Annotated in this window: 21 protein-coding genes and 1 tRNA gene; 9 read left to right on the top strand and 13 right to left on the bottom strand. The window is 43.3% G+C overall.

Annotated features, from left to right (window positions below):
* The 4 genes from IPL35_04245 to IPL35_04230 form a co-directional block, all read left to right on the top strand.
* Positions 1-855 (top strand): hypothetical protein (locus tag IPL35_04245; protein ID MBK8442666.1); only part of this gene is annotated, 855 nt, incomplete at its 5' end.
* The gene (locus IPL35_04240) at positions 836-1,060 is read left to right on the top strand and encodes a hypothetical protein (GenBank protein MBK8442665.1); all 225 of its coding nucleotides are present in this window, start codon (positions 836-838) and stop codon (positions 1,058-1,060) included. The genes IPL35_04245 and IPL35_04240, both read left to right, overlap by 20 nt.
* A 1,795-nt stretch (positions 1,061-2,855) precedes the next feature.
* Entirely contained in the window at positions 2,856-3,182 is a 327-nt protein-coding gene (locus tag IPL35_04235; protein MBK8442664.1) for a hypothetical protein, read from the top strand.
* 367 nt (positions 3,183-3,549) lie between these two features.
* Positions 3,550-4,206: a hypothetical protein gene (locus IPL35_04230; GenBank protein MBK8442663.1), complete on the top strand. Its 657-nt coding sequence runs from the start codon at positions 3,550-3,552 to the stop codon at positions 4,204-4,206.
* On the opposite strand, the gene IPL35_04225 is transcribed toward IPL35_04230, so the two are convergent.
* On the bottom strand, positions 4,193-4,342 hold the full coding sequence (locus tag IPL35_04225) for a hypothetical protein (GenBank protein MBK8442662.1): 150 nt from the start codon (positions 4,340-4,342) through the stop codon (positions 4,193-4,195). The two genes, IPL35_04230 and IPL35_04225, sit on opposite strands and share 14 nt — an antisense overlap.
* Positions 4,343-4,353: 11 nt before the next feature.
* On the opposite strand from IPL35_04225, the gene IPL35_04220 reads away from it, so the two are divergent.
* Positions 4,354-4,590, top strand: coding sequence for a hypothetical protein (locus tag IPL35_04220; GenBank protein ID MBK8442661.1), 237 nt, complete (start codon positions 4,354-4,356; stop codon positions 4,588-4,590).
* Positions 4,591-5,049: 459 nt separating this feature from the next.
* Here the strand turns inward: IPL35_04220 and IPL35_04215 are convergent, their stop codons facing one another.
* The 10 genes from IPL35_04215 to IPL35_04170 form a co-directional block, all read right to left on the bottom strand.
* Entirely contained in the window at positions 5,050-5,238 is a 189-nt protein-coding gene (locus tag IPL35_04215) for a hypothetical protein (protein ID MBK8442660.1), read from the bottom strand.
* A gap of 73 nt (positions 5,239-5,311) precedes the next feature.
* Entirely contained in the window at positions 5,312-5,842 is a 531-nt protein-coding gene (locus tag IPL35_04210; protein MBK8442659.1) for a hypothetical protein, read from the bottom strand.
* A gap of 401 nt (positions 5,843-6,243) precedes the next feature.
* The gene (locus tag IPL35_04205; protein MBK8442658.1) at positions 6,244-6,408 is read right to left on the bottom strand and encodes a hypothetical protein; all 165 of its coding nucleotides are present in this window, start codon (positions 6,406-6,408) and stop codon (positions 6,244-6,246) included.
* Between the two features lie 197 nt (positions 6,409-6,605).
* Positions 6,606-6,929: an NAD(P)-binding domain-containing protein gene (locus IPL35_04200; GenBank protein ID MBK8442657.1), complete on the bottom strand. Its 324-nt coding sequence runs from the start codon at positions 6,927-6,929 to the stop codon at positions 6,606-6,608.
* A 57-nt stretch (positions 6,930-6,986) separates the two neighbouring features.
* Positions 6,987-7,196, bottom strand: coding sequence for a hypothetical protein (locus IPL35_04195; GenBank protein MBK8442656.1), 210 nt, complete (start codon positions 7,194-7,196; stop codon positions 6,987-6,989).
* A gap of 34 nt (positions 7,197-7,230) precedes the next feature.
* Positions 7,231-8,253, bottom strand: a complete 1,023-nt coding sequence (locus IPL35_04190) for a 1-acyl-sn-glycerol-3-phosphate acyltransferase (protein ID MBK8442655.1) — start codon at positions 8,251-8,253, stop codon at positions 7,231-7,233.
* Complete coding sequence (locus IPL35_04185) at positions 8,226-8,402, bottom strand: hypothetical protein (protein MBK8442654.1); 177 nt, start codon at positions 8,400-8,402, stop codon at positions 8,226-8,228. The genes IPL35_04190 and IPL35_04185 overlap by 28 nt, the downstream gene beginning before the upstream one ends.
* A gap of 43 nt (positions 8,403-8,445) precedes the next feature.
* A complete protein-coding gene (locus tag IPL35_04180; GenBank protein MBK8442653.1) occupies positions 8,446-8,691 on the bottom strand; it encodes a hypothetical protein in 246 nt (81 codons plus the stop codon).
* Positions 8,692-8,775: 84 nt separating this feature from the next.
* Entirely contained in the window at positions 8,776-9,276 is a 501-nt protein-coding gene (locus tag IPL35_04175; protein ID MBK8442652.1) for a DUF4252 domain-containing protein, read from the bottom strand.
* Between the two features lie 200 nt (positions 9,277-9,476).
* Positions 9,477-10,262 carry a TatD family hydrolase gene (locus IPL35_04170; protein ID MBK8442651.1) on the bottom strand — a complete coding sequence of 262 codons (786 nt, stop codon included), beginning with the start codon at positions 10,260-10,262 and terminating at the stop codon, positions 9,477-9,479.
* A gap of 460 nt (positions 10,263-10,722) precedes the next feature.
* Between IPL35_04170 and tilS the strand changes: the two genes are divergently transcribed.
* The 3 genes from tilS to IPL35_04155 all read left to right on the top strand — a co-directional run bounded on the left by tilS (position 10,723) and on the right by IPL35_04155 (position 12,410).
* Complete coding sequence (tilS, locus tag IPL35_04165; GenBank protein ID MBK8442650.1) at positions 10,723-11,883, top strand: tRNA lysidine(34) synthetase TilS; 1,161 nt, start codon at positions 10,723-10,725, stop codon at positions 11,881-11,883.
* A 63-nt stretch (positions 11,884-11,946) separates the two neighbouring features.
* Positions 11,947-12,084 (top strand): hypothetical protein, encoded by a 138-nt coding sequence (locus tag IPL35_04160; protein MBK8442649.1) that lies wholly within the window; start codon positions 11,947-11,949, stop codon positions 12,082-12,084.
* A complete protein-coding gene (locus tag IPL35_04155; GenBank protein ID MBK8442648.1) occupies positions 12,075-12,410 on the top strand; it encodes a sugar transporter in 336 nt (111 codons plus the stop codon). The genes IPL35_04160 and IPL35_04155 overlap by 10 nt, the downstream gene beginning before the upstream one ends.
* Positions 12,411-12,464: 54 nt before the next feature.
* Here IPL35_04155 and radA read toward each other — a convergent pair whose 3' ends face one another.
* Positions 12,465-13,832, bottom strand: coding sequence for a DNA repair protein RadA (gene radA, locus IPL35_04150; protein MBK8442647.1), 1,368 nt, complete (start codon positions 13,830-13,832; stop codon positions 12,465-12,467).
* A 2-nt stretch (positions 13,833-13,834) separates the two neighbouring features.
* Positions 13,835-14,653, bottom strand: coding sequence for a sugar kinase (locus IPL35_04145; protein ID MBK8442646.1), 819 nt, complete (start codon positions 14,651-14,653; stop codon positions 13,835-13,837).
* An 89-nt stretch (positions 14,654-14,742) separates the two neighbouring features.
* On the opposite strand from IPL35_04145, the gene IPL35_04140 reads away from it, so the two are divergent.
* Positions 14,743-14,816, top strand: a tRNA-Asn gene (locus tag IPL35_04140).
* Positions 14,817-14,827 lie beyond the last annotated feature (11 nt).

The following is a 14,827-nucleotide window of genomic DNA, read 5'->3' as shown; positions in this document are numbered from 1 at the left end:
GCAACTTCGGCGTGGCAGAGCGCGAAGAACATGCGCCGCCTGCTCTATACCGAAGCCCGCGACCTCACCAATCAGGTGGCACTCATTGAGCATTATCTCATCAATCATATTTTGGACAATGCTTTTCGGTGGTGCGCTTCTTTGGTGGGAGCCGCCGACCGCTATCTGGTGGGCAAACGTTTTGATTGGGTCGTTATTGACAAAGCCTCACAAGCCCTCGTTACTACATGGATTCCCATCGCCAAAGCCCACAAAGTACTCTTTGCTGGCGACCCTTTTCAACCACACTACCGTAAAAGTTTTGATGCCGAGCGCAAAGGGATTGGACAAACCATCATCGGAAAAAGCCGCCTACACATCTCTGCCCAAAGTGAGCCTCCTCGATGTTCAATACCGTATGAACGAACAGATTGTAAACTTTCCCGAACCGCTATTTTTACAACAACCGCGCCAAGCGCACGAGTGGGTAAACGTGGCAACTGCCCTGCTCAACGGAAAAACCAGCCTGTGGAGTTCGTGGATACGGCGAGCTGCGGCTTCGAAAAGAAAACGCCAAAACAGCAGGCCTACAGCAAAGCCGCCCTCTTGTGGAAGCACTTAGAGCAACTGCTCCAACATCAGCGGAGACTTGCCTTTCCCTTCCATTTGGTATCGTTTCGCCCTACAAAGCGCGGGTCGTTTATTTACAAAATATGCTCAACGATTACTGCCTCCAACAACAGCAACTCGCCCACTATCAACATCAATACCATTGATTCTTTTTCAGGGAGCAGAAGGCGCGACATTGTTATATTTCTTTTGGTGCGAAGCAATGAAAACATAAGACATCGGGTTTTTGAATTATCGCCCGTATGAACGTGGCAATGACCCGCGCCCGCAAAAAATTAGTCATTACGCCGGCGATAGTGCCACCTCGCCCAACACGACTTTTGACAGCTCCTCGACTATGTTCAGCAAAACAACAGCTACACTTCAGCTTGGGTATATGGGGGGAGTAGTAGCAGCGAGCTATTTTTGCAAAAAAAAAAATTTAAACTTATTAATAAAAGATTATTTTTAACTTCATAGCAGATAAAAAGCAAAAATTATGATAATAGAAAAACTAAAGATAATTTATCATCAAAACTAAACCAGGAAATAAATTTGATTCAGAGCGTTTAAAAAATCTTATATTTAAAAATGGAATGCCATAGGCCTGATAAATCTTTATGGAAAGAAATACCGAAAACCTGAAAACCTTTTTCCGGGTGGTACATGCTTCATTCTAAAAATACCGACAACTGATAATGAAATTTTGGACATACATATACAGAAACAGACAATAGCATTGAGGTTTATCGACGGACCGAAAAATATTTTGAGGAAAACCCCGAAATTAAAAAACGTGTTGAAAGAGTAGGATGGATTTATCATACAGTTGGAATGATAATCCCTCAAAATCTTGAAAACCTTTGGTCTGGACACTATTTTCCATTTATCGACTCTTGGGAAGAACTTCAAGTATCATTCAATCAAATATGCTTTGGTCTTTACAAACAAGCTTTGTTTCACTTAGAAGTGGCTTAGAATTAGGAATGTTATCTGTTTACTTCAACATTAATGACGATGGACTGTACAGCCTGAAAGAATGGTTACGAATCCAAAGACGTGAAAAGCGGACACACCATATGCAAAGATAATTTGGAAAATTCTAAAACAAAATGACCATTCGATTATTTAACGAAAAACACGATTTAGAAACAGTCCATAAAAGCCTTGGTTATCTTCACAATTGTATTTCTAAAGCCTAGGGGCAAAATATTCCAACAAAATGGGAATGTTCAAGAGTAATTCACAGCTATTTGAGCCAAAATTAATTCTAAAATGGCTGGATACTTGTACAAAATAATTTCTTTAGTTAACTTGTCTGCATTTTATTAAAATATCCGATTTCTGTAATTAGGTTTGACTACGATAAAAAATTCGGAATTGATATTCCAAGTTTTGGAAATCTGGAAGAATACCAGATTGATAGAATAGCAACCATCTTACCATCTAATTGTTTAGCAGACATAGAAGCTATAGCACAAGCGGACAAAGCAACACAGGAAAAATTAAGAGATAGGAGTGCATTTCCAGATATGACAGAAAAACAAGTTGAAGAGCAAATAATCAATTCGGAAAAAATAGTAATAGAGGAAGGTTTTTACAAAATGGTTAAAAAATAGAGAAATTGCTTTTAAAATCGTTAGGGCAAGAGACAAATGACGAAAAGAAACAAAACAAGAGAGTTGAACTTGCTAAAACAATGGGCAAAGGAGAATGGCTATGGAATCAAAAGCAAAGAGGTTGAATTATAATATTTAAGTAGTGCCAAGGACAGATAGAAAACCAGCAAATTCGTTTATTTTGCCCCTTTACTTTATACAAAACATTTCCCAATGAAAAACACCGACCATCGTATGTGCGCTATTTAGCCGACATTTGCGCCGACAAGGTATGGGCACGCGGTGTTTTCGGGCTTGGCGCCGCTTCCCTTCGTGATGGCTTTTTCACCGCCACCCGCACATTCAGTGCCACGTCATCGTTGATGAACGCTGCGCCGCTTTTATGCGCCCTTGGGGTATCGCACAGCAAACCCGCCAACCTATCAGCACTCATTGCACCTCGCTGCACTGCCACCCTCAATTATGCGCTAGCCCTCGCCGAAGCCTTCTATCAGGAAGTGCCTTTTGCTCGTGCTTACCGCCAGACCGACCTGCGGGAGTGGATAGACCAAGCCGGTGTGCGAGTATTCGCCGGGTGGGGGTCTGTGCAACTATATAAGAAAAAGTTTTCAGCTGCCCTACTCTCCCCGCAAGCCGATGATTTCTGGTATGCCTGCCGCCTGGTCAATGGGAAGCACTCAATGTGTCGCTGTATCCCACGGCGGCAGTGCAGCATATCAATGTGCCTTTGCGCGGCAGCCGCTGTATGACGAAACCGACACCTCCACCGATAATTGTATCCCCAAACGCATTGATTTGGGGGCGGCGAGCGGGTGTTGCGCTTTCCGCAGCACGCTTATTTGTGGATTTGTGGCACAACAGCCCAAAAAATGCTCCTCGCCGGGACTACGCCGCCCGATGCCCGCCTGCTCAGATTATTACGCCTTGCAACGCCGCGAGGATATGGTGCTGCTCTGCGAAAGCACTTCAATTTGAATGATGATGCTTTAGCACCACCGACCTTTCATTGATGGCTGCAATGAGCGCAACAACAATATTTGCAGCCCGATTTGTTGGTATCTTTCGGCGGAATGATTGTATCTAAAAAAAAATAAAACAGTTTTTGCGCAAGCACCCAAACACCATATCCTGCTCCACGAAAACGCCTTCCATCACATGATACTTTTCGTTCTCACACAAAGGGTGGCTGCCACTGGGCGTTTTTTTCTTTATATATTGCGGAAGGCTCTAAAAAATTTCCCGCACTGATGCCGCACAGCCCTATTATCATTTTTCAGCATATCAACCATCTACACCGCTTATCCGGCAGCAGCAATATTTAAAACAAATCCCTTTTTGTGATTTGAAAAATTTTTGTTTTGTTAGTGCAATACCCTTGCCCAAAAATGCGCTGCTCAACTCGACAAATGCAGCGGTGCAGCTATTCCAATATTTTCGGATTGCGGGGTCGGCAAATCCTTGCAGCAATCGCGGCGTGGGTGGTATTGATGCACCATTTACGGCGGCAGGGGCTGCCATTGCTGATACACGGCGCGACTCACCGTGCTGGTCACCGAGATTGGCTTTTTACGACAGCAACGCCCTTTGGAACGAGGAATTATCACCCAATTTGCGCATTATCCTCATCAATAACGGCGGCGGCAGTATTTTTGCGTATTATTCCGTGGGTCCTGACCAATTGCCGCCCACCGAATACAACGCTGTTTTGACACGCCCCCTACCCTCAATGCCGAACCTTTGGCGCAGTTGTATCATTTGGATTAAGCCCGCTTGCAGCAACGAAAAACAATTAAAGCAGGCTTTGGCTTCGTTTTTTGGAAAATCCGACAGGGCAAAAATTTTGGAAATAAAAAGTGATAAAGCATTGAGTGCTAAGTATTGCAATTATTTCGCTGTTTTCAGTAAAAATGTTTTTAAAATCTATCTTAAAGTCCCATTATTGAAAATGGTGCTTTTGAGTTTTTTTCCAAAATCGTTCATAAAACTCACTTGGCGGTAGCGGCGATAAATTTGGGAAAGAGGCGCACAAAATCGGCGGAGTAGGGTTTGGTGACGAGCCGCAAGCCAAAGCCCATACGCTGTACTTCGTTCATATCCAATTGCCACACTGCCAACTCTTCCAATATCTGCACCATATCACCTTATTTTGCTTAAAATAGGAGGATACATATTTTTGCCCTTCGCGGGGTTGGCAATGTTTAAGCCTTCGTGTATGGCTGCTGCTCAAACTTTGCGCCAGTGTGTCGAATTTGGCTTCGGGCGACAAATTTGCTGCCTGCGCCGCCTGACTGATGCGCTCGTGATGTGCCGCAAGCCGTTGGGCGCGCTTGGCATTGGGCAGCCCGCCGCCGACAGCAATATACCGAAAAGAAAAAACAGATAAGAGAACGTAATTCAAAAGTGTCTTTTTTAGGATAAAAACGTTGAATAATTCTTTCGCAAATGTGCATAAAATAATCTAAAAACTGCAAATATTTAACAAAAGAGCCTTCAATAATAGGGCAAAATAAAAAACCGCCGCAGACAATCACTGCCTGACGACGGCTCCAAAAACAAGATACCAAAACAAAAAAGCAAAATAAGTTGAACTCCTTATGTCTTTTATTCTCTACTTCACTTCACATTCTTTCACATCTCATAAGGATATTACAACTTATCGGCTATCATGTTGCAGGTTGTTGCTCAAGTAAAAACTCACCTTTTTATAGAAAAACACATCTGACTATTCAGGTTTTACACTTAATATTCCCATTGATTATGTTCGCGCTCATAAAGTTCGCGTTTGATGCGGTGCGACTCTTCAAGTGCATTTCTGCCCGTAGCATATTCGGCGATATTGCGGTCATACACATTGTCTTCTTTTACAACGCGGCTGCAAATATCCCATATCCAAAAAATCAGCCCAGCTCAATATACTCTCTTCTCCATCGGGATTGGGAGCATCGTATTGCGCCAGCAAAGGACGAATGTCATCATAATACACCCAAAACAAAGCCTCCTGCCCGCGAATAACACCCGTTTCGTCAATCACCTCGCGAACAGGAGCAATGCCAATAATGCGTACATCTAAATTGGAATGTTGCTTTCAAATACCCAATCTTCTTTCAAACGAAACTGCACAAAATCTTTCCATTGCAAATTGCGCTCGATGGCTTCCAGTCGTATTCCTGCGTGGCAAAATTATACACCGCCACCGTATCAAATCCCGTAAAACGGTTTTGTAATTGCTCGCGCGGAACGGTTTCGGTAAAAGTATCATCGGTAAAAATGCGCACTTCGGGGTGTTGCATCACCAAATCGTACATCAATTCGGCAAAGGGATAGTCGGCGTTGTTGAATCGTTTGTTGGTGGCAGCGCGCGTATCAATGCTGCGCCAAATGCGCTTGCTCCACAGCACGTCTGCTTCGCGGATATAAGGCTGTGGCAAAGGCACACCGCCGCGTTGCATATTTTTGCGGTAGCCGCCTTCTTCTATGCTCACCAAATGTCGCCAATTGAACGAAAACGGCGCAGGCGGAATATCAGTAGAAACTTCGTTCAGCGAAGCAATGAGTTCCGCATTATTTTGCGAATAATTTTGTGCAAAAGAATAATAAAACAGCGAAAAATTCCCAATAATGCCAAGCAATACCATCTTAATAAGCGTCCCATAATTATTTGTTTTAATCCTGTTTTTGCTTTTTTGCAAAAGGATATTTTTTATTCAGGAAAAAATAAATCTATAAAATGTGTAGAGCTTGTTTTATCAATAGGCTGAACGGGAATATTTTTATGTAATTGATGTAATAATAGTCTTCTAACGCTGCCGATTTTAAAATATTGTGCAGAGTATGATTTTTTTAGAAAAATTTTTTTTATACTTTCATTTCTTCTTCATTGACCAAAAATTCTGCATCTACATCATTTTCGTGGTGCATCAGATTATTGAAAGCTTCGTGAATGGGCAAGTTTTCGTATAGAATACCGTGCAAATTGGCAATAATGGGCAAATCAAATGATAGTACCGCGATAAACAGTGAGCTATTTTGGTGGTTTTTACGCCTCCGCTACTTCGTCCATCGTTTCCAGAATATGGTGTAGCGTTTCGCCTTGCGACAAGCGATAGCCCACCGTAAAATTGCGGCTGCGGCTGCTGGAGCAGGTGGCAATTAAATCGCCAATGCCCGCTATGCCATAAAAAGCACTCGTTTTGAACCCAATGCCCTCCCCAAACGCACCATTTCGCCCAAACCCTGCTCATAATCATAGCACGGCTGTTTTCGCCCATTTGCATACCACTCAAAATACCCGATACAATGGCATAAATGTTTTCAGCACGCCTGCCATCTCTACGCCCAACACATCGTGGCTGCCATATACCCTGAAGCGATTGCTGCGCAAAGTATTTTCGTATTCAATCACTTCATCAAAACGGCTGCTGATGACGGTGGCCATGGTAGGGGCGCAAAAGGGTCTATCTGGCGGATAAGTTCGCGGAAGCCGCCCGAGTCCACCATTACATAAATGAGGGTGCAGCGTTGGCATACTTCTTCGGCAGAGATGGTAGCCTGAATACGCGGGTGAATAGTTTGATTGCGGTGCAGCCGTTTATGCTGAATAGCATCAACTACTTCGGGGCGGCGTGCATACATCAATACCTGATGATTATCTGCCAAGATATTGGCGATGGCTGTACCAAAACTGCCCGCCCCCAGCACACCTATAATTGAATTAGATAGCATATTTTTCAATAAAAATACTAATTACAACACAAAGAAAAAAAGATAAAAATTGCGCCTCTACACCCACTCATCTAAGCCGTAGCCTTCCAAGCGATTGTGATAAAAATATAGCAGGTTCATATCTTCGGTAAAAATATCGCCATCTTTGTTGCGGTTCACTACTTTTTTGCGATGATAAATACCGATATTTTCTATGCCGTGTTGTACGATATATTCTATATTTTCATTAAAAGGGTGGCTCAGTTTTAATTTCTTTTCATCTGCCATTATTTTAGTTTTGCCACCAAGCGTTCCATTACTTTTATAAATTGCTCGTAGGAATGAGTGTGTCTTCTTCCGACAAGCGCAACAAGCCGAATAGATCCAAGCGGCGATGGCGTTTTTTCAAAATTTCAAAAATGGCAAAAGCAAGCAAGTGGCTCGTGAGTACGCGGTTTTCTTTATAAAAACGCTCTACGATTTTGTCGGCTAATATTTTGGTATATTCCGAATCGCGCTGATTATCCTCGGCAATTTGACCGTTGCTCATAAAGTATTCTTTTATTTCCACTTCTTTTCCGTTGCGGTCGATGCTGTTGCCCGCTTCATCTACATCATTTCCAAACAAATCCATCGGCTTGCCAAACGATAGCACTACTTTTGACTTTGCCGAAAATAATTTCCATACAAAAAGCAAACTTTTGGCAATACTCGGAAAGTGGTCTTTGGGCGGATAATAGCGTTCTTTGCCCACTGAGCGCAAGTGTTCGTCTATCAGCGAAGCGGCTTCCAACACAAAATGGTACGAAATGACCAAAGGTACTACGAAAATTTTTTGCGGTTTTTCGGGGGCAGGATATTGCAAATTAAATCGCTGCGCATCAAATACTGTTCCGAGCAAACCCATTTTGAGGTCGCTTTCCAACTGTCCTGAGCGCGAGCGTGTGCCGCCCGGAAAAAATAAAGTGTGGCAACCGCGCTGTATCGTCATACGCGAATACATTTTGAGGGTTTCCAAATAGAGGGAGTTCTTTTTGCGGCGGTCAATTTTATAAGCTCCCAGCCGATTCATAAAATAATCAAAACCGCGTGCATTGAACAAATTCAGCCCCGCACCATACAATAAGGCGGGTACGCCAACGGCGTGTATTGCCCAACCCAATAAAATAGAATCCAAATTGCTGTGATGGGTGGGTGTAAGAATTACCGTTCCTTTGGTGGTTAAATTGCGCAATTCTTCAATGTGCCCGCGCAGTAGGAGGCTGTCCTGAATGAGCAGGTCGTTGTTGAAAATACGCCGCAGGCTTCGTGCACCCGCTACATTGAGCAAACGGTTGAAAAACACAGGCAAAGCCCGCGCCGCAAAACGATAGGTGCTACGATTGAAGTGTCGGCAATTTCTTCGGCGTAGCGGCTGATGATTTTATGCAATAAGGCTTGTGTTTCGGGCGATACGCCGTTGATGTCGGCTTTTTTTTGAGCAATTACCGCCAATTGGTCTTTAATATCACGCCAAAATTCTTTTTCGTCGGGCGGGTCAATGCGCTAGGGGTTTGGTGCGCAAACGAATGGTTTCCAAATAAGCGGCTTTGGCGATAATTTCCTCCAAAGGCATTTGAGATTTTACCGCATTGTCTATGATTCTCTTTTTGGTATTTTCTACCCATTGTGGGATAAAAGTGTCTAACTCTTGTGTGAGTTTATAAATTGGCCACTCGTTAATGTTGGGTAATACAGGCTCCAAAATGCCCTGAGGTTGTATGTTTTCTCCTTTTTCAGCCATGTAGGTGCTGTTTTTAGCAGCGTGAAAGTAGAAAAACTATCGCAGGTAAGAAAGAAAAATAGGTTATTTTATAAAAATATCCTATTAAAACGCCATACGCGGGTTTTGGGGAGCAATAGAACGCAAAGCGTCAAAACTTCCGATGAGGCGCAGGCATTTAAAATTTTCGTATTCGGCATTCACAATAACCAATTCCTGATGGTTGGCATTTACGGAGCGATACAACACGCCCATTACTTTTCCGTGTTGGCGACGACTGTGTAAAGGTTGGTAATTAGCATCGTGGAGAGTCTGTAATAATTCTACAAATAATTGACCGCCGTTGAGGTTGGTATTATTGCGACTATACGACAATACATCAAGGCTTTTAGCCTGCGACAAAAAACTCCGCACAGAAGGGTCTTGAATATATTGTTGGCTCACTTTCGCGATATTTCCTTCGTAATGTGATGTGCTGAAACCTTGCTGGTGGGCGTATTTTTCAAAGAAAGTATCGGTATCTTTAGGCGATTCGGCTGCCATTATATACATCGTACCTAAAGAAATAAGTACTGAAAACAGAGATATCCATATTTTTTTATACATGATATTACATAAGGTTTTGATTGTAAAAAATCAATGCAACTAATACTTGTATAAAGTTACATCAAACTATTTTAGCAATAACGTTAAAATCTATTAAAAAATTTCAAAACGTTGTATTAAGACTAAAATTGTCTGAATTGTTTATTTTTTTTATACATTTTTGTTGCATATTTTGTGTTGCTGCTTCTGTATAGCAGTGATTAAAGACCAAATAATTTTCGGGCATTTTGAGTGGTAATATGTGCAACTTCTTCTACGCTCACGCCTTTTATTTGTGCTAATTTTTCGGCTACTAAGCGTATATATGCAGATTCGTTGCGCTTGCCGCGATACGGCACCGGAGCTAAATACGGCGAGTCGGTTTCGAGTACCATCGCTTCTAATGGCAAGTGTACGAGTGTCTCTGCCAAGCCGCTGTTTTTGAAAGTGAGTACACCGCCGATGCCCAAATAAAAGTTGCCCAAAGATAATATCTGCTCGGCGGCGGCTACATCATCAACAAAACAATGAAAAATACCACCTAAACGGCTGTCGGCGTGTTCCTTAATCAGCGAAAAGGTTTCGTTGAAGGCAGAACGCGTGTGCAAAATCAAAGGCAAATGGTAGGTTTTTGCCCACTCCGCCTGTTGGTGTAAAGCGATTTGTTGCTGGGCAAAAAAAGTGGTGTCCCAGTATAAATCAATGCCCGTTTCGCCGACACCCCAATAGCGGCGCGTACCCGTTTTGAGTTCGTTTTCAATGAGTGCTAATTCTTCTTTCCAGTTTTCTTTCACGGAGCAGGGGTGCAAACCTATCATCGGCAGGCATATTTGCGGAAATTCATCGGCGAGGCGGTTCATAGCGTCGAGTGTGCCGCTATCTACATTGGGCAAAAAACAATGCGATACGCCCGCTTCTGTGGCACGTTGTAGCACGGCTTGTATGGTGGTGGCGTTTTCTAAAAACTGCTCGCTGAATAAATGGGTGTGGGTATCTATGAGTTGCATAGTATGATGTATATAAAAACGAAATGCAAAGTTGAGAAAAAATTACAGTACGCCGAAAAAATCATTGCTCCACTCTGTTGATGTGTTTTATTGATTTTTTTTCAATGTTTTTTAAGAATAAAGATTCCAAAAAGATAAAAAAATACTGTTTTACAAACAGATTTATTGCAGGGGCGTAGGTGCTGTGAATAATATGTGCTTACTTTTGACCGTCAAAAATCGTGCTTTAATTATACAACCTGCTTTTTTATCGTTTTATGCTCACCGAATTTTTGCAATATTTATATGGTGTGTGTCGCTTTGCCGAAGGCAACTCGCTCTTGCTCGCCGTTAGCGGTGGCGTGGACTCTATGGTGTTGGCGCATCTGTGCCACGAAGCCCGCCTGCCTTTTGCAGTGGCACATTGCAATTTTCAGCTTCGTGCCGCCGACAGCGATGCCGACGCTGCCTTTGTGCAACAATGGGCACAAGCACGGGGTATTCCTTTTTTTACGGAAAACTACGACACTGCACTGCTGGCGCAGCAAGCCGGCGTTTCTATTCAGATGGAGGCGCGCCGCCTGCGATACAGCTTTTTGAACGCCTGCGCCAACAACACGGCTACACTTTTGTAGCTACGGCGCATCATATCAACGATGCTGTTGAAACTTTGCTCATCAACCTCACCAAAGGCTGCGGAATCGGCGGCTTGCACGGCATTGCTCCCAAACAAGGTGCGGTGCTGCGCCCTTTGCTTGCTTTTACGCGCCAACAGATAGAAGCTTTTGCTCAGAAACAACAAATCGCTTTTCGTGAAGATGCCTCCAATGCCGAAGACAAATATATCCGCAATAAAATACGCCATCAGGTAGTGCCTGCGCTGCAGCACATCAATCCGCAATTGGAACGCACTTTTGCCGATAATTTCCGCCGCTTTGCCGATGCCGAAATTTTGTATCGTCAGGCTATTGAGCAATACCGAAAAAAACTGTTGCAGCCGCGCGGCAAAGACATTCGGATTCCGGTGCTGCTGCTGAAAAAAACACCCGCCGCCACCACCGTTTTGTACGAACTCCTCCAACCCTACGGCTTCCACGCCGCCCAAAGCACCGACATCATCGCCCATTTACAACACTCCGAAAGTAAACAATATTTTTCGGACAGCCACCGCTTGGTGCAAGAGCCGCGTTTTTTGTGGATTTTGGCAAAAAATATACAGGAAAGCGAGCGTTTTTTAATAGAAAAAAAACGACAATGGCGGCTACAACTGCCCGATTTTGTGATGAACGGCAAAATAAAAACCGCCGCCGCCACTACCATTAATCCCAACCCGCGCTATGCTTTTTTAGATGCCGAAAAAATTGAATTCCCTTTGACGCTCCGCCGTTGGGAACAAGGTGATTATTTTTATCCTTTCGGTATGAAAAAACCAAAAAGCGATAAGGTGGGAAAAAAGAAACTGAGTAAATATTTTAAAGATGAAAAATGGACTTTGCTCCAGCGCGAACAAGTTTGGATATTGCAAGATGCCGCCAAACGAGTTGTGTGGGTGGTGGGCACACGCATTGACCAGCGTTTTGCCGTACAGGAAAAGAGCAAAACTATTTTGCAATTGAATATTAAACATATCGCAGAGGTATAAGTCTAATGTATCTTTCGTGTTTTAAAAATTCAACATTTTATCATCATTTTACACATAAAAAAAATGAAAAAAATATTATCTATCGCCTTTGTTTTGTTCTTTGCCTACACCACCTTTTTGCAGGCGCAAAACACTCCACAACCCGTTAAATGGACTTTTGAAAGCAAAAAATCAGTGAAACCGAATATGATGTGGTGCTAAAAGCAACAATTGAAAAAGGTTGGTATTTGTACTCTCAATATTTGCAAGATGGCGGACCCGTACCTACAAGTATTCAGTTTAAAGAAGAAAAGGGTATTACTATTGCAGATAAAATTGAAGAAAAAGGACTTGCACCAAAATCGGGCTACGACGAGCTGTTTCAGATGGATATTACCAAATACGCTCAGGAAGCGACTTTTACGGCGCGTGTGAAACAGAAAAAAGCAACTCCCGCAACATTGCAGGGTTCGGTGGAATTTATGACCTGCGACGATACCAAATGCTTGCCGCCCGACCAAGTGGATTTCTCTTTTGAGCTAAAATAAAAAAACACAGCATTTAAGATTTTTCGCCGAAAAGCGGTACTTCTTTATTATTTATCAGGAAAATACTTTGTCGTATAAATCGCGCACTGTGCTTACTTGTATAATTTCTAAAGTACTGTTTTTCGGTATTCCTTTAAAATGGCTCGATACAAATATTTTTCTAAAACCTAATTTCTCCGCTTCTGCCAATCGCTGCTCAATGCGTGTAACACTACGCACCTCCCCCGATAAGCCCACTTCGCCGCTAAAACAAGTGCGCGGTGGCAAAGGTATATCTTCGTAAGACGACAACAAAGATGCTATCACCGACAAATCAATAGCGGGATCTTCTACTTTTAAGCCGCCTGCAATGTTGATAAAAGCATCTTTATCGCCCAATTTAAAACCGCACCGCTTATCCAGTACCGCCAACAACATGTGTAAACGCCGCAAATCAAAACCGGTGGTGGAGCGTTGTGGGGTGCCATATACGGCGCGGCTCACCAAAGCCTGTGTTTCAATAAGCAAAGGTCGCTGCCCCTCCATCGTGGCGGCAATGCTGATGCCGCTGAGTTCGGTGTCGTGCTGCGAAATCAACAATTCTGAAGGGTTGCTCACTTGTCGCAAACCTTCTTGTTTCATTTCATAAATACCGATTTCGGCAGTAGAGCCAAAACGATTTTTAAACGTGCGCAACAAACGATAACTGTGGTGCTGGTCGCCTTCGAAATGCAGCACCGCATCTACGATATGCTCCAACAATTTGGGACCAGCAATAGAGCCGTCTTTGGTAATATGCCCGATAAGAAACACCGAAATTCCTGATTCCTTGGCAAAACGCTGCAAAATACCCGCACATTCGCGGATTTGAGAGATGCTGCCCGCCGTGGCTTGTATGTCGTTGCTTTGTAGGGTTTGAATAGAATCAATAATGAGCAAAGTGGGCGATACTGTTTTTACAGCATTGAGAATTTGCTCTACTATGGTTTCGGTAAACAAAAAACAACGGTCGTTGCTGATACCTAAGCGGTCGGCACGCATTTTTATTTGTTGCTCGCTCTCCTCGCCCGACACATATAAAATAGTTTCTTGTGGCAAATGTACGGCGGTTTGCAGCAGCAGCGTAGATTTTCCGATGCCGGGTTCGCCAGCAATGAGTACCAATGAACCGGGTACAATGCCGCCGCCCAACACCCGATTCAGTTCGGCATCTTGTGTGTGCAAACGCGGCTGCACCTGCACCGAAATATCCGTTAAACTCACCGGTTGTGGTTTGTCGGTATGATTGCGCCAAGTGCCTTTGCCAACGCCCGAAGCACCGCCTTTTTCTACTACTTCCTCCACATAAGTATTCCACTCGCCGCAAGCCGGACATTTTCCTATCCATTTTGCGGCTTCTGCACCACAATTTCTACAGAAAAAGGCGGTTTTCGTTTTTGCCATTTTTAAAATGAAGCCATAGCCGAACCGTGAATAACTGCGCGGCGCAAATTATCAAAAGAAGTATCGTTAGTGCTTGCTATATATCCCATCAAGCCGCCTGCAAATGTATCGCCTGCACCGGTGGGGTCAAATACTTCTGCCAAAGGCAAACCGGGGGCATAAAACATCTCTTCTTTGCTGAACAATAAGGCTCCATGTTCGCCTTTTTTGATTACTAAATAGCGGGGACCCATTTCGTTTAAAATACGGCGTGCCGCTTTGAGTAAAGAATATTCACCCGAAAGCTGGCGCGCTTCTTCGTCATTGATAGTGAGCAAATCAATGCGTTTTAATACTTCGTGCAATGGCTCTAAGGCTATATTCATCCAAAAATTCATCGTGTCCATCATAATAAATTTCGGACGCTCGTTCATTTGGCCTAATACCTGAATTTGTAAAGTAGGGTCAATGTTGCCCAACATCAAATATTCGGCATTGCGATAGCTTTCGGGTAATACAGGGTCAAAATCTGCCAACACGTTCAGGTCGGTGATGAGGGTATCGCGCCCGTTCATATCCTGATGATAACGCCCACTCCAAAAAAAGGATTTTTCGCCTTTTTTCATCTGAATTCCTTCGCTGCTGATATTGCGGCGAGCAAATTCATTGAGCATATCCTGCGAAAAATCATCACCAATGACGGAAACAATACCGCAAGGATTGTAAAAGTTGGAAGCCGATAAACTTATAAAAGTAGCAGAGCCGCCCACTACTTTATCTATTTTGGCAAAAGGTGTTTCGATGGCATCAAAGGCTACAGTGCCTACAATAATTAAACTCATTTTTTAAAATTTTTTTTGCAAAGATATTGCAAGTTTAAAAAACACACACTATCTTTGCACCGCTTAATTAGAAATTAATACAGCAATTTTCCTCAGTAGCTCAGTCGGTTAGAGCATCTGACTGTTAATCAGAGGGTCACTGGTTCAAGTCCAGTCTGGGGAGCTAAAAAGCGC

It is taken from the genome of Sphingobacteriales bacterium, from assembly GCA_016711285.1.
In the GTDB taxonomy this organism is placed as follows: Bacteria; Bacteroidota; Bacteroidia; order Chitinophagales; family UBA2359; genus JADJTG01.
Note: the sequence above shows the minus strand (reverse complement) of the source record. Positions and strands in the feature narration are given on the sequence as shown.